18 protein-coding genes and 1 pseudogene are annotated in these 19,867 nt (G+C 67.1%); 9 read left to right on the top strand and 10 right to left on the bottom strand.

Annotated features, from left to right (window positions below):
* Positions 1 to 34: 34 nt before the first annotated feature.
* Complete coding sequence (locus AB0B45_RS25655; protein WP_358135016.1) at positions 35 to 1,243, top strand: NADP-dependent malic enzyme; 1,209 nt, start codon at positions 35 to 37, stop codon at positions 1,241 to 1,243.
* A gap of 165 nt (positions 1,244 to 1,408) precedes the next feature.
* Positions 1,409 to 2,767: a hypothetical protein gene (locus AB0B45_RS25650; protein WP_358135013.1), complete on the top strand. Its 1,359-nt coding sequence runs from the start codon at positions 1,409 to 1,411 to the stop codon at positions 2,765 to 2,767.
* Between the two features lie 85 nt (positions 2,768 to 2,852).
* Here the strand turns inward: AB0B45_RS25650 and AB0B45_RS25645 are convergent, their stop codons facing one another.
* From AB0B45_RS25645 to AB0B45_RS25610, 8 genes are all read right to left on the bottom strand, one after another.
* Positions 2,853 to 3,287, bottom strand: a complete 435-nt coding sequence (locus AB0B45_RS25645; protein ID WP_358135010.1) for a type II toxin-antitoxin system VapC family toxin — start codon at positions 3,285 to 3,287, stop codon at positions 2,853 to 2,855.
* Entirely contained in the window at positions 3,284 to 3,544 is a 261-nt protein-coding gene (locus tag AB0B45_RS25640; protein ID WP_358135007.1) for a type II toxin-antitoxin system prevent-host-death family antitoxin, read from the bottom strand. Before AB0B45_RS25640 ends, AB0B45_RS25645 begins: the two co-directional genes overlap by 4 nt.
* A gap of 249 nt (positions 3,545 to 3,793) precedes the next feature.
* A complete protein-coding gene (locus AB0B45_RS25635) occupies positions 3,794 to 5,335 on the bottom strand; it encodes a hypothetical protein (RefSeq protein ID WP_358135004.1) in 1,542 nt (513 codons plus the stop codon).
* 180 nt (positions 5,336 to 5,515) lie between these two features.
* Positions 5,516 to 7,165 (bottom strand): hypothetical protein, encoded by a 1,650-nt coding sequence (locus AB0B45_RS25630; RefSeq protein WP_358135001.1) that lies wholly within the window; start codon positions 7,163 to 7,165, stop codon positions 5,516 to 5,518.
* A 452-nt stretch (positions 7,166 to 7,617) separates the two neighbouring features.
* Positions 7,618 to 9,210, bottom strand: a complete 1,593-nt coding sequence (locus tag AB0B45_RS25625) for a hypothetical protein (protein WP_358134999.1) — start codon at positions 9,208 to 9,210, stop codon at positions 7,618 to 7,620.
* Positions 9,211 to 9,681: 471 nt separating this feature from the next.
* Complete coding sequence (locus AB0B45_RS25620; protein ID WP_358134997.1) at positions 9,682 to 10,326, bottom strand: hemerythrin domain-containing protein; 645 nt, start codon at positions 10,324 to 10,326, stop codon at positions 9,682 to 9,684.
* A gap of 304 nt (positions 10,327 to 10,630) precedes the next feature.
* Positions 10,631 to 11,788: a hypothetical protein gene (locus AB0B45_RS25615; protein ID WP_358134995.1), complete on the bottom strand. Its 1,158-nt coding sequence runs from the start codon at positions 11,786 to 11,788 to the stop codon at positions 10,631 to 10,633.
* A gap of 294 nt (positions 11,789 to 12,082) precedes the next feature.
* On the bottom strand, positions 12,083 to 13,153 hold the full coding sequence (locus AB0B45_RS25610; protein WP_358134993.1) for a trypsin-like serine protease: 1,071 nt from the start codon (positions 13,151 to 13,153) through the stop codon (positions 12,083 to 12,085).
* A 198-nt stretch (positions 13,154 to 13,351) separates the two neighbouring features.
* Between AB0B45_RS25610 and AB0B45_RS25605 the strand changes: the two genes are divergently transcribed.
* Positions 13,352 to 14,050, top strand: a complete 699-nt coding sequence (locus tag AB0B45_RS25605; RefSeq protein WP_358134991.1) for an SSI family serine proteinase inhibitor — start codon at positions 13,352 to 13,354, stop codon at positions 14,048 to 14,050.
* On the opposite strand, the gene AB0B45_RS25600 is transcribed toward AB0B45_RS25605, so the two are convergent.
* Positions 14,047 to 14,346, bottom strand: coding sequence for a hypothetical protein (locus tag AB0B45_RS25600; RefSeq protein WP_358134988.1), 300 nt, complete (start codon positions 14,344 to 14,346; stop codon positions 14,047 to 14,049). The genes AB0B45_RS25605 and AB0B45_RS25600 overlap by 4 nt on opposite strands.
* Here AB0B45_RS25600 and AB0B45_RS25595 point away from each other — a divergent pair.
* The 3 genes and pseudogenes from AB0B45_RS25595 to AB0B45_RS25585 all read left to right on the top strand — a co-directional run bounded on the left by AB0B45_RS25595 (position 14,345) and on the right by AB0B45_RS25585 (position 15,075).
* On the top strand, positions 14,345 to 14,683 hold the full coding sequence (locus AB0B45_RS25595) for a YciI family protein (protein ID WP_358135131.1): 339 nt from the start codon (positions 14,345 to 14,347) through the stop codon (positions 14,681 to 14,683). The genes AB0B45_RS25600 and AB0B45_RS25595 overlap by 2 nt on opposite strands.
* 152 nt (positions 14,684 to 14,835) lie before the next feature.
* Positions 14,836 to 14,889 (top strand): annotated as a pseudogene (locus AB0B45_RS25590) (hypothetical protein); the annotation flags it as partial.
* Between the two features lie 36 nt (positions 14,890 to 14,925).
* On the top strand, positions 14,926 to 15,075 hold the full coding sequence (locus AB0B45_RS25585; RefSeq protein WP_358134986.1) for a hypothetical protein: 150 nt from the start codon (positions 14,926 to 14,928) through the stop codon (positions 15,073 to 15,075).
* Positions 15,076 to 15,115: 40 nt separating this feature from the next.
* Here AB0B45_RS25585 and AB0B45_RS25580 read toward each other — a convergent pair whose 3' ends face one another.
* Positions 15,116 to 16,234: a serine protease gene (locus tag AB0B45_RS25580; protein ID WP_358134983.1), complete on the bottom strand. Its 1,119-nt coding sequence runs from the start codon at positions 16,232 to 16,234 to the stop codon at positions 15,116 to 15,118.
* A 276-nt stretch (positions 16,235 to 16,510) separates the two neighbouring features.
* On the opposite strand from AB0B45_RS25580, the gene AB0B45_RS25575 reads away from it, so the two are divergent.
* The 3 genes from AB0B45_RS25575 to AB0B45_RS25565 are packed head-to-tail and all read left to right on the top strand — an operon-like array spanning position 16,511 to position 19,840.
* Positions 16,511 to 17,944, top strand: a complete 1,434-nt coding sequence (locus AB0B45_RS25575; protein ID WP_358134980.1) for an acetyl-CoA synthetase — start codon at positions 16,511 to 16,513, stop codon at positions 17,942 to 17,944.
* A gap of 54 nt (positions 17,945 to 17,998) precedes the next feature.
* Positions 17,999 to 18,874 (top strand): hypothetical protein, encoded by an 876-nt coding sequence (locus AB0B45_RS25570; RefSeq protein ID WP_358134978.1) that lies wholly within the window; start codon positions 17,999 to 18,001, stop codon positions 18,872 to 18,874.
* Positions 18,875 to 18,883: 9 nt separating this feature from the next.
* Positions 18,884 to 19,840: a zinc-binding dehydrogenase gene (locus tag AB0B45_RS25565; RefSeq protein WP_358134975.1), complete on the top strand. Its 957-nt coding sequence runs from the start codon at positions 18,884 to 18,886 to the stop codon at positions 19,838 to 19,840.
* The last annotated feature ends 27 nt before the right edge of the window (positions 19,841 to 19,867 follow it).

The raw sequence follows: 19,867 nt of genomic DNA, 5'->3' as shown, positions 1-19,867 counted from the left end.
CCTTTCGTGCGGCGTCTGGTTCGTGCCCATTCCGATGACTACTGGGGTCGCTGTGGCTGTCACGCCCGCTTCTGTCTCTCTCGATTCCCTCGACCTGGATCCGGCCTTCGCCCTGCACCGCGGGGGCAAGCTCGAGGTCCGTTCCACCATCCCCGTCCGCGACGCGGACGATCTCTCCCTCGCCTACACCCCGGGGGTGGCCAAGGTCTGCATGGCCATCGCCGAGTCCCCCGAGCTCGCCAGGGACTACACCTGGGTGTCCAACGTCGTCGCGGTCGTCTCCGACGGCACCGCCGTCCTCGGGCTCGGCGACATCGGCCCCTCGGCCGCCATGCCGGTCATGGAGGGCAAGGCGCTGCTGTTCAAGGAGTTCGCCGGGGTCGACGCGGTGCCCATCTGCCTCGACTGCACCTCGGTCGACGCCCTGGTGGAGACCGTCGCCAGGCTCGCCCCGTCCTTCGGCGGCATCAACCTCGAGGACATCAGCGCACCCCGCTGCTTCGAGGTCGAGGACAGGCTGCGGGACCTGCTCGACATCCCCGTCTTCCACGACGACCAGCACGGCACGGCCATCGTCGTCCTGGCCGCGCTCCAGAACGCCGCCCGCCTGACAGGGCGCCCGCTCAGCGCGCTGCGCGCCGTCGTCGCAGGGGCCGGTGCCTCGGGCGTCGCGGTCACCCGCATGCTGCTCAACGCGGGCATCGGCGACATCGCGGTGTCCGACTCGCGGGGCATGATCTACTCGGGTCGCTCAGGCCTGAACCCCTTCAAGGAGGCGCTGGCGGCCGACACCAACAGGGGCGGGCTCACCGGCTCGACCGAGGAGGCCCTGGCGGGTGCCGACGTGTTCGTCGGCCTCTCGGGCTCGACGGTGCCGGAAGAGGCCATCGCCTCCATGGCGCCCGACTCGATCGTGTTCGCGCTGTCCAACCCGACGCCCGAGGTGCACCCCGCGGTGGCCGCCCGTTACGCGCGGGTGGTGGCGACGGGGCGTTCCGACTTCCCCAACCAGATCAACAACGTGCTGGCGTTCCCCGGCGTGTTCAGGGGTGCGCTGGACGTCCGGGCCTCCACCATCACCGAGAACATGAAGGTGGCGGCGGCGACGGCGCTCGCGGGCGTGGTCGGCGACGCGCTGCGGGAGGACTATGTCATCCCCAGCCCGTTCGACCCCCGGGTGGCCCCTGCCGTCATCGCAGCGGTGGCCGCCCAGGCCCGCGAGGACGGCGTGGCCAGGCTCTAGCAGTTCGCTCGGCCCCCGGCGCCTCGCCGCCGGGGGCCTTTTGCGTCCTCCGCCCTCCCAGAGGAGTTTTGACGTTCCCTTTGGGAAAGGCGACACAAGTGTTACGTTCCGTGCTAGAACTAAAGCTCTCTGTAATGACGTGCCCGACTCTCCGCTGAGGGGCCCATGGAACGTAACGCCAACCGGCCGCTCCAGGCGCTCATCGCCGAAGCGGGCTTCTCCCACAAGGGGCTGGCCCGCAGGCTCAACGACCTGGGCGCGGCCCGAGGTGCGCCAGGCCTGAAGTACGACCACAGCTCCGTCCTGCGGTGGATCGGTGGTCAGCGGCCGCGCGACCCCGTTCCCTGCCTGCTGACCGAGATCTTCGCGCTGCGCCTCGGCCGCCCCGTCACGCCGGAAGACCTCGGCATGCCGGTCGTCACCACGCCCCTCCACCTCGGGCAGGAGTTCACGCACACGTGGCAGGAGGGGGTTGCGACAGTGACAGCTCTGTGGCGGGCGGATGTGGAACGGCGAAGGTTCCTGGTCGACTCCACGTTCGCGATCGGGGCGGGATCGGTCGGAGCCATCCGCTGGCTGACCTTCCCTTCCGAGGGCAATCCCTCGGCGGCGGGCGGGCGCAGGGTGGGAATGGCCGACATCGCCGCCATCCACGAGGTCACCCGCTCGTTCGGGGCGCTCGACAACAGGTTCGGCGGCGGCAGGGTCCGCTCGGCGGTGGTCAAGTACCTCGACACCGCGGTCACACCACTGCTCAAAGAGGGTTCGTACGGCGAGAGCACGGGCAAGCGCCTCGCCTCCGCCGCCGCCGAGCTGACCAGGCTGGCCGGCTGGATGGCCTACGACCTCGAACAGCACGGCCTCGCCCAGCGCTACCTCATCCAGGCCCTCCGCCTGGCCCGTGGCGCGGGCGACGACGGCCTCGGCGGCGAGATCCTCGCCGGCATGAGCCACCAGGCCCTCTACATGGGCCAGTCCGCCCACGCCCTCGACCTCGCCCGCGCCGCCCAGCAGTCCGCGCTGCGCGCGGGCATCCACACGCTGATGGCCTCCTGCCACGTCCTCGAGGCTCACGCTCACGCGGGGCTGGGCGACAAGACCTCGTGCGCCGCCTCACTCAACGCGGCCGAGCGCGACTTCGCGCGGCGGACGCCGGGGGAGGAGCCCGCCTGGCTGTCGTACTTCGACGAGGCCTACTTGGCGGCCAAGTTCGCCCACTGCTATCGGGATCTGGGGGAGGGCGCGCGAGCCGTACGATATGCGCGCAGATCGCTGGAGATGGACGGCCGGTACGTGCGAGGGCGGATGTTCAACCTCTCGCTGCTGGCGGCCGGGCTGCTGCAGTGCGGGGAGCTGGAGGAGGCCTGCGAGACGGCCACGCAGGCGCTGGGGCTGGCCAACGAGCTCCAGTCGGTCAGGAGCCGCTCCTATGCGCTCGACCTGCGGCGGCGGCTGGAGCCGTACCGATCGGAACCACCGGTGGTCGCCCTGAACGAACGCGTCAAGGAGCTCACCCCGGTCTGACGCCGGCACCTGAAACCCTGTCCCTATGTTGGGCGGTGCTTGTCGCGAGGTCGGATCGTGGATGAGAGCAGTCAAGCGGGTCGGTTCACGTGGGTTGTACGACCGGCAGTCCCGCCTGCGTGGCCGCGCGGGAGAGCGCCTTGTCGTACGTGATGAACGCCTTGAGCGCTGTTTGGATCAACTGGGCGCTTACCAGGTGAATCGCATCGAGGGTGCCAACAAAGGGATCGTTGGTGAAGGTCGCCGCTTTAATGAGGCGGTCGCGGTTGACGGCGATCAGGTCGACTCGATCAAGAAGGTCGGCCGTCAGCGCCAACCGATCGTGTAGGACCGTGGAGTCAACGGTCAGTTCGCGTTGGTCGCTGTAGCAGGAGCGGCGAACAACGCGAATCACTTCGGTCAGCGCAAGCTCAGAAGTGATCATCTCGGATCTGCGTTGGGAAAGGAACCGGTCGAGTGCGGCCGTCTCCTTCTCGCTGAGGACCAGCTTCACCAAGGCGCAGGAATCAAGGTAGATCATGTCCGCTCCTGCTCGCGCATCGCGAGGAGGATTTCGGAGAGGGTCGGCTCCCCTTCTACAGCCGGAGCTGGCTGCCACGCGTCGAGGTCCTCGCGGCGTCGAGGAACAATGTCTCCGCTCGCGATCAGTTCGGCGCGAAGGCGCTCACTTGGACCAAGCGGTACGAGCCAGGCAACGGGCCTGCCGTTGCTGGTCACAGGAACGGGGTGGTCGATGGCTGCCATGTCGTCGGCGCTGAGCTTGCCGAGCTCTCTCATGGTCAGCGAGGTGACGGCCTGCCGGCTCCTTCGCCGAGCGCGGGCGGGACGAGGCTGCTTGGTGCCTGGCTCAACCATCATGTCGGACACTCTATCAAGCCGCCCGACGCTGTGTTCTTTTGTCGGTCATTGTGCTGGAGGGCCGTGCGCCGGTGGTCACGACCGCTGACGAGCTGTTCGGAGTCCAAAGCGGTTGCCCGCCGTTACTGGAAACTGGCCCGGCTCGGAGGGAGCCGGGCCGTCGCGCACTCAGCTGAGCATCTCGCCCTTGGGGCCGATGATGCTCTTGGTCTCCGCGTACTGCGCCTTGTTGTAGACGTCAGCGGTCTCACCGTCGAAGTACGCCGAGCTGATCAGGTCGACCCGGTCGTTGCCGTCCTGGTCGTGGAACAGGCTGGTCACACCGTTGACGTAGCCGAGGCGCTTGCTGTTGTCGTACTTCAGCAGCCAGGGGCCGCCGTCCGCGCCGCCGGTCATGGAGCACTTCAGGACCTGGTGGTTCTCGACCCTGAAGCTGTTCACCTGGTAGGTCTTCGTGCCCGTCTTGCCGTAGCAGTGCTTGGGCGTGACACCGGTGTACGGCTTGCTGCCGTCGGGGTGCTCGTCCGCGGGGTAGCCGAAGGCGAAGACAGGCTGGCCCTGCGGCTGGTTCCACGCGATGCCCTGCCCGCCCACGGCGTCACCGAGCCTGCCGGTGTCCTTGGCGATGCCGAGGATGTAGCGGTCGCGGAAGTAGCGGACGGTCTTGCCGGCCTTCACCCACTGCTTGGTGTAGTAGTGGGTCTCGTACCAGGCGATCTCGGCTCCGTTCCTGGCCTCGGCGTCGAGCTTGCCGGGGAACTTGCCGTCGGCCTTGAGCTTGCTCAGCTCCTGGTACTTCTCCTTACTGATCGCCGTGGGGCCGACCTTCTCGTACTGCTCGCCGTTCACGTTGGCAGGGGTGCTGGGAGCGGCATCGCCGTACTCCTTCTCCGTCACCTCGACCTTGGTGAGGGTCTTGTCGCCCTTGTAGTCGTGGCCGACCTTCTCGGGCGTGACGTCGAAGTCCTTGGACCAGTACGGCCCGGCGGCCCCGTACTTGTCGAAGCCGGCCTTGTACTCGTCTTCCTTGATCTCCTCGTGCTGGATCCACTTGTCGCCGGCCCAGTCGGAGAACTCGGTCTTGGTGACCTCGCGCGTCCCAGGCAGGTCGAAGCCGTTGTGGACGGCGACGAAGGCGAAGTCGCCGTCGTAGTCGTCGTAGGTGTCGAGGTCGTAGGTGGTGAAGGCGTAGGCGCCCGCGAAGACGCCGAACGGCGCCTTGCCCTGGTAGTAGCCGGGTACGAAGACCCACTTGGCGAACACGTCACGGCCGTGCTCGTAGACGCAGTGCCCTGCGGTCGCGACCAGGTTGCGGTGCCTGGACTGGATCGAGGTGGCCGAGCACCAGCGGTACTCACCCTTGAGGTCGATGAAGAAGACCTTGCCGATGGTCCTGGGCAGGTTGACGTTCTTCACCTTGGCGCCGGTCGTCGCGGTGCCGGTGGGCGCGACGATGCCGGGCTTGCCGTCATCGGGCTTGTCGGCGCTGACCTTGACGAGCTTGGTGACGTTCTTGCTGTCCCAGTGGTACTGGGTGGCCTTCTTCAGCGCGGCGCCGTTGGCGTCCAGCCAGAACAGGGCGTTGCTGTAGGCGTCGGCGGGCTTGGGGGCCAGCGGGTCGGTGACCCAATTCGGCGCGGCGGCGGCGGGCGCGGCGAGCACGGCAGCGGTCAGACCGGCGGCCGCGAGGGGGATGAGCAGGCGCTTCAACGGAAGGCTCCACAGAGTTAACAAAGGGGTGTTAGGACCCTATCGACCCTCGCGTCACTCCCGTAAGGGATCTTTCCTGAGGATTTTCTCCAGAAAAGGCCGAAGGGCCCGGCAGAAGCCGAGCCCTTCGGGTGAAGCAAGGCGAGCTGAGGTTTGGACCCTCGGCTCAGTTCAAGCGTGTTACGGCTTGGGGAACGGGAACATCGCGCCCGAGGCGGTGTTCGCGGCGGCCTTGTAGACAGTCGCGGTCTCACCGTCGAAGTACGGGCTGGAGATGTAGTCCACGCGGTCGTTGCCGTCCTGGTCGTTGAAGGTGCTGGTGACACCGTTAACGTAACCGAGGCGCTTGGCGTTGCTGTACTTCAGCAGCCACGGGCCACCGTCGTAGCCGGGGGTCACGGCGCACTTCAGCGCGACGTGCTCCTCGATCTTCTTGGCGGCCGAGCCGACCAGCTTGGCGCTGGTCTTGCCGTAGCAGTGCTTCGGCGTCACACCGGTGTACGGCTTGGAGCCGTCGGGGTGCTCAGCGTAGGGGTAGCCGAAGGTACGGACGACGCCACCGGTGGGCTGGTTGTAGGCGAAGCCCTGACCACCAACGTTGTCACCGAGGCGACCCAGGTCGAGGAGCTTGGCGTCCTCGATGAAGTAGCTCTCCGCGTAGTACACGGTCTTCGCGGTGGACTTCACCCAGAGGACCGTCCAGTACTCGGTCTTCTGCCAGCCGGTGTTGCTGGGGAGAACCTCGAGCTTACCGTCGAACTTGCCGTTGGCCTTGTCCGCCAGAAGACGCTCGTAGGTCTCCTTGGAGATGACCTCGGACTTCCGCTCCCACTTCGCACCGTTGTTGAAGTGCGCAGCCTCGGTGCCGTCCGTGACACCGTTGTCGTTCTTGCCGGGTGCAGCGGTGTACTGGGCATCGGTCACGGAGACCTTGACAGCCTTGACGCCGTCCTTGCCGGCAGCCTCCGCGTACGGCTTGAACGTGTCGTAGTTCTTAACGCTGTCCGGGCGAGCGACGTGCTCGACCTTGTCAGCGTCCGCAACCTCGGACTGGAACGGGCCGTTGGCGCCGAACTTGCTGCGGCCAGCCTCCCACTCAGCCTTCTGCTTGGGGTCGCTGAAGTCGTAGTACTTGCGGTCGGTCCACTTGGGGCCGACGTGCTTGTCGTACTCGCCCTTGCTGACCTGAGTCTTGCCGCCCGACTTGGCGCCAATGCCGTTGTACACGGTCACGAACGCGTAGTCGCGGTCGTAGTCCTCGTACACAGCCAGGTCGTAGTGCGTGAAGGCCTGCTTGCCGACGTAGATGCCCCACGGGGTCTTGCCCTGGTAGTAACCCGGGACGAACACCCAGCGGGAGACAACCTCGTCGTTACCGGCAAGGTCGTAGACGCAGTGACCGGCGGTCGCAACCAGGTTCTTGTAGTTGGCCTGGATGGAGGTGCCGGAGCACCAGTACAGCTTGCCGTCACGGCCCTCGAAGAAGACCTTACCGATGGTCTTCGGCATGTTCACATTCTGAACCTTGGCCGCGACCTTCTTCTCCTCACCGATCGGCGCGACGACACCCGGCTTGGTGTCGGCGGTGTAGCCGCCCTTGGTGACGAGCTTCTTAACTTCCTTGTAGTCCCAGTGGTAGGCCGTGGCCTGCTTCAGCGCGGCGTGGTCCGACTTCGTCCAGAAGTCGATGATGTTCGCGACGTCCTGAGCGCTCTTGGCGAGGTACTCGTCGGTCGGAGCCGGGGTGGCCGAGGCGGTGCCGGCGAGGCCGGCAGCCAGCAGACCGGTGGCCAGGATGGCACCACCAGCGGGGAGGAGGATGCGCTTCAAGGTAACTCCTTGCGCTGTCGTGGAACGCCTCTTGCGTCCCAGGCGTCAGTAAAGGGATAGCCAGGAACATACAGTGCCGATCTTGGAAACCGGAAGCCGCTTTGGCGGGAAAAGGCCGCACAAGTCGGGCGTGATCGTTCTGTGATGTTTAAGAGGCTGAAGCGCACGCTGCGTATCTGCGGTGATTTAAGGGGTGTTTCCGCAGATCATCATAAAGGTGTTGTTAGTGTGGCCAATGAGGTTGGAGTGCCCCCGTCACGGCGAGTGAGTAGGTCGTGTGACGCACATCACATTCTCCTGATGGCACCGATTCGGGCTGTGGTGCGTCGAAGAGCCCAGCAAATTCGCTCAAGTCTCCGAATGCCGACGAAACGCAGAGGGGCCCGACGGCTGTCGGGCCCCTCTGTGTTGCTGGGTGAGCCGGAAATCAACGCTCCGGCTCGGTCACGCCACTAGCCGATCTTGCCGGACCACACGTTCGCAGCGGCCTTGTAGACGGAAGCGGTCTCACCGTCGAAGTAGGGGCTGGAGATGTAGTCGACACGGTCGTTGCCGTCCTGGTCGTTGAAGGTGCTGGTGACACCGTTCACGTAGCCGAGACGCTTGGTGTTGTTGTACTTGAGCAGCCAGGGGCCACCGTCGGCGCCCTCGGTCATGGAGCACTTCAGCGCGACGTGCTCCTCGATCTTCTTGGCGGACGAACCAACGGTCTTGGCCGTGGTCTTGCCGTAGCACCACTTGGGGGTGATGCCGGTGAAGTTCTTGTGACCGTCGGGGTGCGCCGCGGCCGGGTAGCCGAAGACGCGGACGTACTTGCCGGTGGGCTGGTTGTAGGCGAAGCCCTGACCGCCGACGGCGTCGCCGAGGCGACCGGCGTCAGCAGCCTTCACGTCCTGGACGTAGTAGGTCTCGACCCAGTAGCGGAACTGCTCGGTGGTCTTAACCCACTTCTTGACGAAGAACTGCTGCTTGTACCAGGCGATGTCGGCGCCGTTGGCCTTGTCGGTGGTCAGTTCGCCGTCGAACTTGCCATCAGCCTTGGCCTTCAGGAGGCGCTCGTACTCCTCCTTGCTGATGGGCAGCTTGGTGCTGAGGCGAACGAACTTGTCACCGTTGTCCCAGCCGTCGCCGGCCTTGTCGTAAGCCGACTTGAGAACCTCGGCACCGGTGAGCTGGACACCCTTGGTCGGGCCCTTGCCGAGGATGTAGTCCTCGATGTTCTTCGAGGAAACATCGGCCGGCTTGCCGATGGTCTCGATCTGCGGGTCGAGGGCCTTCGACTGGAACGGGCCGTTGATGCCGTACTTCTCGACACCGGCGACGTACTCGTCCTTGGTGATGTTCTTCTCGGTGACCCACTTGGGGCCGTCGTGCTTCTCGAACTCGCCCTTGGTGACCTGCGCCGGAGCGGAGCCACTGAGGTTGATGCCGTTGTAGACGGTGACGAACGCGTAGTCGCGGTCGTAGTCCTCGTAGACGTCGAAGTCGTAGTGCGTGAACGCCTGCTTGCCGACGTAGATGCCCCACGGCGTCTTGCCCTGGTAGTAGCCGGGGACGAAGACCCACTTGGACATGGTGTCGGCGTTGCCGGCCGTGTCGTAGACGCAGTGGCCGGCCGTGGAGACCAGGTTGCGGTACTTGGACTGGATCGAGGTGGCCGAGCACCACTTGCGCTCGCCCTTGGAGTTGACGAAGAAGACCTTGCCGATGGTCTTCGGCATGTTCACGTTCTGAACCTTGGCCGTGGTCTTCTTCTCTTCGCCGATCGGCGCGACGACACCCGGCTTGGTGTCGGCGCTGTAGCCGCCGGTCGTCTTGAGCTTGGCGACGTCCTTGCTGTCCCACACGTTCGACTCGGTGGCGGCCTTGAGAGCGGCCCCGTTCGACTCGGCCCAGTACTGGGCGACGGCCTTGGCGACCGCGGCGTTCTTCGCCATCGGGTCGCTGGCGACGTCAGGGGCGGCGTGAGCGGTACCAGCAAGACCGGCGGCCAGGAGACCGGTGGCCAGAACGGCGCCACCGGCGGGGAGGAGGATGCGCTTCAAGGGAACTGCTCCTTGCTCTGTCGTGGGACGCAACATGTGTCCCATGCGTCAGTAAAGGGATAGCAAGGACCATAACGCGGTGATCTTCGCAGGTGGAAGCCGTTTCGTGGCATCTGGGAAGTGCCCTTACCGGCGTGACCTTTCTGTTATCTGTCAGACATGATCGCGGTGAGTGATCGTCGCGCCACGTTTTCGCAGGGTCTCGCGGGGTTGTGGCGCATGAGACGAAAGTGGAGTGAGTGAGGGGACACGTTGCGTGATGGGCTGGATGTGACTCAGATCACAGGAACCTGATGGCACCGAATCGGGACCCGCTCCGTCTAATATCACTCGATCTTGCCAGGAAACGTTCAGGAAACCGACTTTGGGCTACGTTTCGGGCGCTTGTCCTGACGCTGAGTGATCGCCTTGGCACGGTCCATGGTGGGACAGAAGAAACGGGCCGCCCCGTGGGGCGGCCCGGTTGGTCGTTCAGTCCGATGTGGGTACGGCGGTGCCGGCGGTTTTGAGGAAGTCGGGGGGCGATTCTGCCCACCGGGGAGCCTTCAGCTCGTTGAGGGCGGCGGTGATCTGGCGCTCCTCGAAGGCGAAGTGCGACTCCATGATGGCGGCCAGGCCGTCGAGCTCCCGGCGTACCCGCTGGGCCTCGACCTCATCGGGCTCGGCCTGGACGTCGCCGACCAGGGTCTCGATTCTGCGGAGGATGTCGGCCACCAGGTGGTGGTCCTGTTGCAGCTTCTCCAGTACGGGGCGAAGGTCGGGGAACTCCTCCGCCAGGACGGGGAACGCGGCGCTGTCCTCGCCCGTGTGGTGCCTTTCGAGAGCCGAGCAGAAGGTCAGGCAGTGGGCGCGCAGCTCGCGCGGGCGGTGGGCGTTGCCGTCGAGGCTGTCTCGCAACTTGGAGAGCTCTTCGCGGAGCCACAAGTGAACGTCGATCAGTTGGGTGCCGAACGCTTCGAGGCGTCCGGTGGGGTCGGTGGGTGGTGGTTGCACATGATTCCCATGTTTCCGGCGCCTCCATGCCCGCGACGGTCTTTTGCCGGGTGCACTGCGACGCTGACCCGGGATCTCATCACCCTTTGGTGGAGCCGTCAATGGGCGTTCGCGACCGTCCATCCGGCTCGTGACGGCCGGCGAACGGATGGCGTGAGGCACTGCGGAGGGGGTCGGCTGGCGGTCTCGGGGGGAGGCGTCGGGAGAACCTCTGGTGCCGGGGGTTGCCGGGAGCAGGGTGGGCAGCGCGGGTGCGGGGGTGCGTCGGGCGTGTGCGCGAGATGGGGGTTGGGGTGCGGGACGGGAGGAGGCGGAGAGGTGTGGGGGCGGGCGGGATGTGCGGGGGTATGGGGCAGGGGGAGATGGGGCTGGGCATGAGAAAGGGCCCGGGGGGAGGTGCCGGGCCCTTCTCAGGAAACGCTGGGTGTTACTTGAGCAGCTCGCCGTTCGGGCCGACGATCTTCCCGGACGCCATGTTCTTGGCCGCGTTGTACACAGCGGCCGTCTCGCCGTCGAAGTACGGCGAGGAGATGTAGTCCACGCGGTCGTTGCCGTCCTGGTCGTTGAAGGTGCTGGTGACACCGTTCACGTAACCGAGGCGCTTGGCGTTGCTGTAGTTGAGCAGCCACGGGCCACCGTCGTAGCCGGGGGTCACGGGGCACTTCAGCGCCACGTGCTCCTCGATCTTCTTGTCGGCTGCGCCCACGGTCTTGGCCGACGTCTTGCCGTAGCAGTTCTTGGGGGTGACGCCGGTGTACGGCTTGCTGCCGTCGGGGTGGGGCGCGTACGGGTAGCCGAAGGTGCGCACGACCTTGCCGGTCGGCTGGTTGTAGGCGAAGCCCTGACCGCCGACGTTGTCGCCGAGACGGCCCGCGTCCTCGGACAGCAGGATGTAGCGGCCGCCGAACTTGGGTCCGACGAAGCGGTTGTAGTCGCGGCTGTCGACCTGCTTGACGCCGGTGAAGCGGATGCCGTTGTAGACGGTGACGAACGCGTAGTCGCGGTCGTAGTCCTCGTAGACGTCGAAGTCGTAGTGCGTGAACGCCTGCTTGCCGACGTAGATGCCCCACGGCGTCTTGCCCTGGTAGTAGCCGGGGACGAAGACCCACTTGGACATGGTGTCGGCGTTGCCGTCGGTGTCGTAGACGCAGTGGCCGGCCGTGGAGACCAGGTTGCGGTAGTTGCCCTGGATGGAGGTGGCCGAGCACCAGCGGGGCTTGCCGCTGGCGTCAAGGAAGAACACCTTGCCGATGGTGCGGGGGATGTTGACGTTCTGGGCCGTGCCGGTGCTGGTGGAGTTACCGGTCGGGGCCACCATGCCGGGACGTCCGTCGGGGGTGTAGCCGCCCTTGGTGACGAGCTTCTTGACTTCGCTGGCGTCCCAGTAGTAGGCGCTGGCCTGACGGAGCGCGGCCCCGTTCGACTTCCACCAGAAGGTCGCGATGGAGGCGGCGTCGCCGGTGTTCCTCGCCATGGGGTCGGAGGCGATGTCGCGAGCGGCCTGGGCGGTGCCGGTGGAAAGGCCAGCGGCCAGGAGACCGGTGGCCAGGATCGCACCACCAGCCGGGAGGAAGATGCGCTTCAAGGTATAACTCCAGGTTTCCTTTGCGCTGACCGTGACGCCTGTTGCGCCTGAAGAGTCAGCAAACGGATAGCGAGGAACCTACAGCGGAGGGTTTGGTCATGTGAATTTCCCCTTGATCAAGTCAACGGACAAGTCGGGCGTACCGCTCGGACCGTGACCTGCCTGAGATCAACTGACCTGGTGTGGTCTGTGCTGATCAGCACGCCTCTGACGCGTGAGTGATCAAATGGTTGCCGCGAGTTCGTGTGATCTGGGTCACATTTTGCTCGAGGGGGCGTCCGAAATACCGAAATTTCAGGTGATGGAGTCGTTGGCCGCGTGGTCGTAGACCTCGAACGTCGTCGTGGTGAAGTACGGCGAGGACACCGCGTCGTACTTGCCCACCGCGTCCAGGTTCCACGTGAGGCTGTTGACCCCGTTGAGGTAGCCGAGACCCGACGACGGCCTGTAGCCGAGCATCCATGGTCCGCCGCTGGCGCCCGCGCTGAAGTCGCAGCCGGTGAGCAGCACGCCGAACTGCAGGTTGCGCGTCGGGTTGACGGTCCGCTTGGTCGTGCCGTCGCACGTCTTGAGCGTGCGGCCGTCGAACGGGTGCGAGTCGTCGGGCTGGGCGCCCGCCGGGTAGCCGAAGGCGTTGATCTGGGTGCCGGTCTTCTTGCCGACCGTCAGGCCCAGGCCGCCGACGTTGTCCTCCAGCCGGCCGACGTCCTTCATGACCGACTTGCCGTTCTCCGTCGTCCAGCGGAAGCCGCGGTGCACGGAGATGAAGGCGTAGTCGTAGTCGTAGTCGCCGATGGCCGCCCAGTCCTCGTGCATGTGGAGCGTCGAGCCGACGTAGACGCCGTAGGGCGCGTCGCCGTCCTTGCCGGGGTTGGGGACGAACACCCAGTTGGTGCTCTTGCCGAGGCGCGGGTCCCACGCGCAGTGGCCCGCGGTGGCGACGAGGCTGCGGTTCCTGGAGGCGACCGCGCTGGCCGAGCACCAGAACTCCTTGCCGCCCAGCTGGAAGTAGACCTTGCCGATCGTCTTGGCCGCGCCGCCCTTGACCGGCGCGGTCGGCGCGATATCGCGCGGCGCGCGCTTCTTGGCGACGCCGTTGGTGAGCACCGAGCCCGCCGACGTGGAGGGCGAGGACGACGGCGAGGACGCCTTGGTGCCGGGCGTCGCGGGGGAGTAGTTGTCGGCCTCCTTGAGGCGCTCGGGCTTCCAGTACTCCGCGACCTTGCGCATCTCGGCGTCGGACCTGGCCAGTGGCTCGGAGTAGACGTAGTCGGGCGCTTGCGGGGCGGCGGCGTGGGAGACCCCCGTGATTCCGGGCAGCATCAGCAGAACGCCGCTGGCAGCGGCGATCGCGAGTTGCCTCATGCGGGGGATCATGAAATGCCTTCCTTGGACCGTAACGAGCGATTTTTCCAGATCGTAAGCGCTATTGCAGCCTGGATTGGCGATCGTTATCTGATCAAGAAAGGCGAGCGCATGTATGAGGACATCGCCTGATAGGCGCTCAATATCCCGCGCGTCGGTCGTTGTCGCAGGTCAACGGCACAAGCGAGGCTTCTTGTCATGAGAAGACTCGCATGTGTGGCCGTGCTTTGCTGTACGGCTTTCGCTACATCTTCGGTGCCCGCGACGGCCGACCCCGACCCGCTATCGGTGTTCTCCAAAATGATCATGAAGAAGGTCAAGCAGAAGCGGGTGATCGTCCTGAGCGCGGGCTCGCGCCTGGTGCTTCTGGCATGCGAGCCGTACGACGCCTCGACGCATCCGACGCCGCAGAAGGCGTGCGCGGAGCTCGCCGCGGTCGGCGGCGACCCCGCCGAGCTCGAGCCCGACCCGGGCGTCAGGTGCACCATGGAGTACGACCCCGTCCAGGCGACCGCCACCGGCACGTGGGAGGGCAGGGAGATCAGGTACCGGCACACCTTCAGCAACCCCTGCGTGATGCGGTCCGAGACGGGCTCGGTCTTCGCCTTCTCGACGTCGTCTCGACGGAGTCCTCTGGACGGAGACCTCTCGGCGGCGGCGTGGCGAGCTCAAGATCGCGACCATTCGGCGTCGGCCTCAAGACGGCGAGCTCAAGATCGCGACCATTCGGCGGCAGACTCGAGACGGCGGGTTCCGGATCGCGACCTCTCCGCGGCGGCCTCGAGACGGCGAGTTCCGGAGGGAGACCGTTTGGCGGCGGCCGCTCGACGGCGATCTCCGGATCGCGACCCTTGGACGGCGAACCACAGGAGACGGCCTTTCGACAGGGGCTTCTAGACAGTGACCTGCTCGGGCGCGTTCTCGTGCGTCGGGACATGCCTGAGCAGGACCACGGTCACGACGGCGACGGCGAGCAGCAGGACGGCGCTGAGCATCGCCACCGTGTGCATGCCGGTGGTGAACGCCCGCGCCGGCTCCGGCCGTACCGGATCGAGGCCTGAGGCGAACCCGGCCGACACCGCGACGACGCTCTCCGCCTGCCCGATGAACAGCAGCCCGACGACCGAGATCGCCAGGCCGCCCGGAGCCGGTGTCTCCCGCTCGACATGTAGCGTCGAAGTCGTGAAGTACATGTTGATGATCTACACGAACGCCGCCGCCGCCCAGGCCGTCAGCGAGAACATCGACCAGGCCATGGCGACGGTGGAGGACCTCGTCGCCGAGCTCACCGCGAGCGGCGAGTGGGTGAGCGGCGAGGCGCTCGCCGACCAGGCGGGCTCCCGGACGATCACGTTGAGGAACGGCGTGCCCGCCGTCACCGACGGGCCCTTCCTGGAGTCGAAGGAGTATCTGGCGGGCTACTGCGTGATCGACTGCGCCACGCCCGAGCGGGCGCTCGAGGTGGCCAAGCGCTGGCCCGACGTGACCTACGGCGGCACGATCGAGCTGCGCCCCGTCTTCGAGGAATGACGCGGGGGATGAGGGAAGACCTGTTCAGGGAGCTCGCGCCGCAGGTGCTGGGCGTGCTCGTGCGGCGTTACGGCCAGTTCGACGCGTGCGAGGACGCGGTGCAGGAGGCCTGACGACGCCCAACCGGCTCGACGTGGTCATGCACGCTCTACCTGATCTTCAACGAGGGCTACACCGCCACCTCGGGTCCCGACCTGCACCGCGCCGACCTCACCGGCGAGGCGATCAGGCTGGCCAGGACCGTGCACCGGCTGCATGCCGTACGGGCGCATCTGCTGGAGATGGCGGGGGAGGAGCGGGCCGCGCGCGAGTCCTACGCCAGGGCGGCGGTGCTGACGGCCAGCCTGCCCGAGCGGCGTTACCTGGAGGAGAAGGGAAGGTCCCGGTCCTGAGAAGGACCGGGACCCCTGGTGCCGCAGGTGCTGCCCTCGGCTAGCTGGGCTGGTTGCCGCTCCAGCGGTTGGCCGCGGCCTTGTACACCTTGTAGGTGTCGCCGTTGAAGTACGGCGAGGAGATGCGGTCGTAGCGGTCATTGCCGTCGGTGTCCCACGCGACGCTGTTGACGCCGTACAGGTAGCCGGTTCTGGTGGAGTTCTTGTAGTTGTAGAGGAACGGTCCGCCGCTGGCGCCGGCGGTGAAGGAGCACTTGAAGCCGATGTGCTCCTCGATGCGGAACTTCGGCGCGGGCGGCATGGCGGCCGTCGTGCCGTAGCACCACTTCATGGTCTTGCCGGTGAAGGGCTTGTCACCGTCGGGGTGCTCGCCTGCCGGGTACCCGAAGGAGAACACCTTGGCCTTGGTGCTGCGGTTCCAGGTGAAGCCCTGGCCGCCGACGTTGTCGCCGAGCCTGCCGACGTTCTTCTTGACGACGCGCCAGACGCCCTTGTCGTCCTTCTGCCACTGCGGCTTGAAGCCGTTGTAGACGTTGACGAAGGAGTAGTCGTAGTCGTAGTCCTCCTTCACGACGAAGTCGTCGTGAGCGTTGAACGTCTTGGCGGCGTAAATGCCGTAGGGGGTTTTGCCGTCCCACTTGTTGTTGCCGTCCCAGTACGACGGAATGAACACCCAGTTGTCGTAGAAGACGTTGTGCTTGACGTCGTAGACGCAGTGGGCCGACGTGGCGACGAGGTTGCGGTACTTGCCCTGCACCGAGGTGCCTGAGCAGTACTTCCAGCTCCTGCTGTCGTTCTCGTTGGCGCCGGGCAGCGTGAAGAAGATGCGGCCGACCGTGTTGGGCAGGTTGACCTGCTTGGTCTTGGTGGCCTTGGCCTTCTCCTGGCCGATCGGCGGGACGGATCCGGGAGGGCCGTCAGGGGTGGAGTTGGCGCCCTTCGCGCCCCTCACGTCCATGGACAGGTCGTCGTCGATGTCGGTGGCCGCGCGGAGCTTGTCCGGCGTCCAGAACGCGATGGCGCTGCCTGCTGAGGTGGTCGCGTCCTTGGAGACGACGTCGCTGGGGGCCGCGGCCTCGGCCGCGGTCGCGCTGATCAGACCCGCGGCCATACCGATGGCCACGACGCCGACCGTGAGGTGCCTTGCTCGGGAAAACATGGAGCTCCTTCCGGTTCTCGGCGGCCCAGAGCGGGGAACGGTGCCCCGGTGGGCCAGGAAAACGTTGAGGACGCTACTGAATGGCGCAAGGCGTGAACCAGGAAACGACGTGAAAAAGTCTGGGCCGGTTCCATTCCGTTATTGAAATAACCAATCCGCATGTATTCAAGAATGGTATTTCCGCAGGTGGCGGGCGGCGTTGAATATCGCCGGCCACACCATTAACAAATGTCTCAGTCTTTACATACCGAACATTGCTCTGGTTGTATCGGCGCCATGGATCCACGCACCCCCTGCCTTGTCGGAGTCGCCCAGCTCACCGTTCGCGACCAGCCGGGACCCGAGCCGCTGGCCCTGTGGGAGACGGTGGCGCGGCAGGCGCTGGCCGACGCGCGGCTGACCGGCGCGCGGCTCGACTCCGTCCAGATCGTCTACACCGACTCGTGGCAGTACGACGACCCCGTGGCGCGCCTGGCCGAACGGCTCGGCGCCGCCCCACGCCACCGGGCCTACTCCAGAGTCGGCGGTACGGCGCCGCACCTGCTCATCGGCGAGGCGGCGGGCAGGATCGCCGCGGGGGAGATGGACGCGGCGCTGGTCGTGGGCGCCGAGGCGCTGGCCACCAGGCGCGCCTACCGCAAGGCGGGCGAGCACGTGAAGTGGAGCCATCCCGCCGACCCCAAGCCGCCCTACGGATGGGAGAGGGGGCCGCATCAGGCCGAGCTGGCGCACGAGCTCTTCCTGCCCGTCCACACCTACGCGATCATGGAGACCGCCCGGCGGGAGGGGATCGCGGAGGAGCGGGCCACGCGGGGCGAGCTGCTCTCCCCGTTCACCGAGGTCGCGGCGGTCAACCCGCACGCCTGGCACCGCTCCGTGCTGTCGCCCGACGAGCTGGTGACGCCGGGTCCTGACAACCGCTTCGTCGGCTGGCCGTACACGAAGAAGACCGTCGCGGTCATGGAGGTGGACCAGGCGGCGGCGCTCGTGCTGGTCAGCACGGGGCTGGCCGACCGGCTCGGGGTGCCCGGCGACCAGCGGACCTACCTGCGCGGGTGGGCATACGCCGAGGACACGTGGGAGGTGGCGGCCAGGCCCTCGCTCGGCTCCTCTGTCGCGCTCGGCGCGGCGGCGGCCACGGCGTTCTCGCGGGCGGGGCTGTCCTTGGACGATCTGGTCGCGCTCGACGTCTACAGCTGCTTCGCCGTCGCGCTGCGGATGGCGTGCGACGCGCTGAAGCTGGACCCGCTGGACCGGCGGGGGCTGACGGTCACCGGCGGCCTGCCGTACGCGGGCGGGCCGGCCAGCGGCTACGTCCTGCACTCGACGGCGACGATGGCCGGAGTGCTGAGGGACGGCGGGCACGGCCTGGTCAGCGGCGTGGGCATGCACCTGACCAAGCACGCCTACGCCGTGTGGTCCAGCGTGCCGGGCGGGAGGCTCGGCAGCGCCGAGCCCGTCCACATCGCGCCGCCCGTCCCGATCGTGTCCGCCTACGCGGGAGAGGCGACGGTGGCCGGGTACACGGTCGCGCACGAGCGCGACGGGTCCGCGTCGAAGGGGCTGCTCGTGGTCGACCTGCCCGAAGGCGGGCGCGCCCACGCATGGGTACGGCAGGCGGACCTGCTGGCCGACGCCATAGACAGGCAGCTGGTGGGCCAGAGGGTGCGGCTGACGACCGACGGCAAGGTCAACACGGCCGTATGGTGAACCGATCATGCCGGAGGTCTTGCGTGGAGCGGCGGAGGTCAACTGAATGGAGGTGTGCGCGACGTCATAGAGGCAGGCACACCCAGGCGCAGGCGATGGATCGGCATCGTGGTCCTGGCGGCCGTCCTCGCCGTCCCCGCCGTCAGCCTGCTGATCAGCAGGGGCCCGGACGACCGGCCGGCCGCGGGGCCCCCGCCGGCCGCCGCTCCAGGGTCCGCGACGGACCGGCAGGACCGTGCGCCCAACATCCTGCGCGCCGAGGCGAGGACCGTGGGCGACGAGGAGAGCATCGACGTGGTCTTCCCCGACGGAACGAAGGCCGGGGTCCGCTACCCTGCCGTGCTGCGGCTGGCCGCGCGAGGGTCCAGGCCCTATCAGGGGGCGTGGATCAGCGGCGAGCGGGCGATGTTCCGCAAGCTCTACGCGCCCCTCGACGGGCTGCCCGAGGGCGGCACGCGGATCAGGAGCATGACCGGCAACGTCTCCCTGTGGACCGCCCGCGACGGGCAGGTGCTGATCTTCGAGTTCGGCAGGTGGCGGATCGCCCTGCAGGACCGCCGCGATGGGCTGACCTTCGAGCAGCGGATGGAGTGGGCCCACGCGCTCAAGGGCAGGGTGACCCGCGAAGGCTATCTCGTGCTGTCGGCCAGGGATCCCGTCCACCTGTCGAAGCCGGGCGACCGGCTCGGCGGCGAGCCCGCGGGCCCCGGCCTGCTGTTCGGCGGCGAGCTGCTCGGAGGGCGGGACGAGCTGGTGTCCCTGGTGCTGACCCCCGACTGCGAGCGCAACAGCGGCATCCCGCCCGAGCTCCGGCGCGACGCCACGTACGCCGACGGGGTGTGCAGGGGCGACGTCTTCGTCTCCGCCGCGGGGCAGGAAGCGTTCGTACGGGCGGCGCTGCGCGGGATCAAGGTGAAGCTCACCGAGTAGGGTGCGGCCATGTTCGCCGTTACCGCTACACAGACCGATCCCGACGACCCGCTGGCCGGGCTGACGCTCGGTGAGCATCCAGATCCCCAGGCGCCCGACGGCTGGACCACGGTGTCCGTGAGGGCCGCCGCGCTCAACCACCACGACCTGTGGACGCTCAAGGGTGTCGGCATCCGCCAGGACCGGCTGCCGATCGTGCTCGGCTGCGACGCGGCGGGCGTGGACGAGGACGGCAACGAGGTCATCGTCCACTCCGTCATCGGGCAGGGCGCCGACGAGACGCTCGACCCCAAGCGGTCGCTGCTGTCGGAGGTCCACGACGGCACGTTCGCGGAGAAGGTGGCGGTGCCGCGCCGCAACCTGGTGCCCAAGCCTGCCGCGCTGAGCTTCGAGGAGGCCGCGTGCCTGCCGACGGCTTGGCTGACCGCCTACCGGATGCTGTTCGACAAGGCAGGACTCCAGCCGGGCTCGACCGTGCTCGTGCAGGGCGCGGGCGGCGGCGTCGCCACCGCGGTCATCGCGCTGGGCAGGGCGGCCGGGTTCAGGGTGTGGGCCACCTCCCGCTCGGAGGAGAAGCGCGAGCGGGCGGTCCGGCTCGGCGCCGACCAGGTCTTCGAGCCTGGCGCCAGGCTGCCTGAGCGGGTCGACGCGGTGATGGAGACCGTGGGTCAGGCCACGTGGGACCACTCGCTGAAGTCGCTGCGCCCCGGAGGGCGGATCGTCGTGTCCGGCGCGACGAGCGGCGCGGTGCCGCCCGCCGACCTGAACAGGGTCTTCTTCCTGCAGTTGTCGGTCGTCGGCTCGACGATGGGCACCCGCGACCAGCTCAGCCGCCTGGCGGTCTTCCTGGAGCAGACCGGCGTGCGCCCGCTCATCGACAGGTCCATGCCGATGGCCGAGGCGCGTGACGGGTTCGCCGCGATGCACGAGGGCGAGCTGTTCGGAAAGGTCGTGTTCACCCTCTGAGATAAGTGACGGGTTACTTCGCCGCCT

It is taken from the genome of Nonomuraea sp. NPDC049152 (genome assembly GCF_040648355.1).
Lineage (GTDB): Bacteria > Actinomycetota > Actinomycetes > Streptosporangiales > Streptosporangiaceae > Nonomuraea.
The sequence above is the reverse complement of the archived record's forward strand: the minus strand, read 5'-3'. Positions and strand labels throughout refer to the sequence as shown.

What these genes read in the sequence shown, in the direction of transcription:
- AB0B45_RS25655 (WP_358135016.1), top strand. Translation starts at nt 35, where the DNA reads ATGACTACTGGGGTCGCTGTGGCTGTCACGCCCGCTTCTGTCTCTCTC.
- AB0B45_RS25650 (WP_358135013.1), top strand. Translation starts at nt 1,409, where the DNA reads ATGGAACGTAACGCCAACCGGCCGCTCCAGGCGCTCATCGCCGAAGCG.
- AB0B45_RS25645 (WP_358135010.1), bottom strand. Translation starts at nt 3,287, where the DNA reads ATGATCTACCTTGATTCCTGCGCCTTGGTGAAGCTGGTCCTCAGCGAG.
- AB0B45_RS25640 (WP_358135007.1), bottom strand. Translation starts at nt 3,544, where the DNA reads ATGAGAGAGCTCGGCAAGCTCAGCGCCGACGACATGGCAGCCATCGAC.
- AB0B45_RS25620 (WP_358134997.1), bottom strand. Translation starts at nt 10,326, where the DNA reads ATGGACGGTCGCGAACGCCCATTGACGGCTCCACCAAAGGGTGATGAG.
- AB0B45_RS25610 (WP_358134993.1), bottom strand. Translation starts at nt 13,153, where the DNA reads ATGAGGCAACTCGCGATCGCCGCTGCCAGCGGCGTTCTGCTGATGCTG.
- AB0B45_RS25605 (WP_358134991.1), top strand. Translation starts at nt 13,352, where the DNA reads ATGAGAAGACTCGCATGTGTGGCCGTGCTTTGCTGTACGGCTTTCGCT.
- AB0B45_RS25595 (WP_358135131.1), top strand. Translation starts at nt 14,345, where the DNA reads ATGTTGATGATCTACACGAACGCCGCCGCCGCCCAGGCCGTCAGCGAG.
- AB0B45_RS25600 (WP_358134988.1), bottom strand. Translation starts at nt 14,346, where the DNA reads ATGTACTTCACGACTTCGACGCTACATGTCGAGCGGGAGACACCGGCT.
- AB0B45_RS25580 (WP_358134983.1), bottom strand. Translation starts at nt 16,234, where the DNA reads ATGTTTTCCCGAGCAAGGCACCTCACGGTCGGCGTCGTGGCCATCGGT.
- AB0B45_RS25575 (WP_358134980.1), top strand. Translation starts at nt 16,511, where the DNA reads ATGGATCCACGCACCCCCTGCCTTGTCGGAGTCGCCCAGCTCACCGTT.
- AB0B45_RS25565 (WP_358134975.1), top strand. Translation starts at nt 18,884, where the DNA reads ATGTTCGCCGTTACCGCTACACAGACCGATCCCGACGACCCGCTGGCC.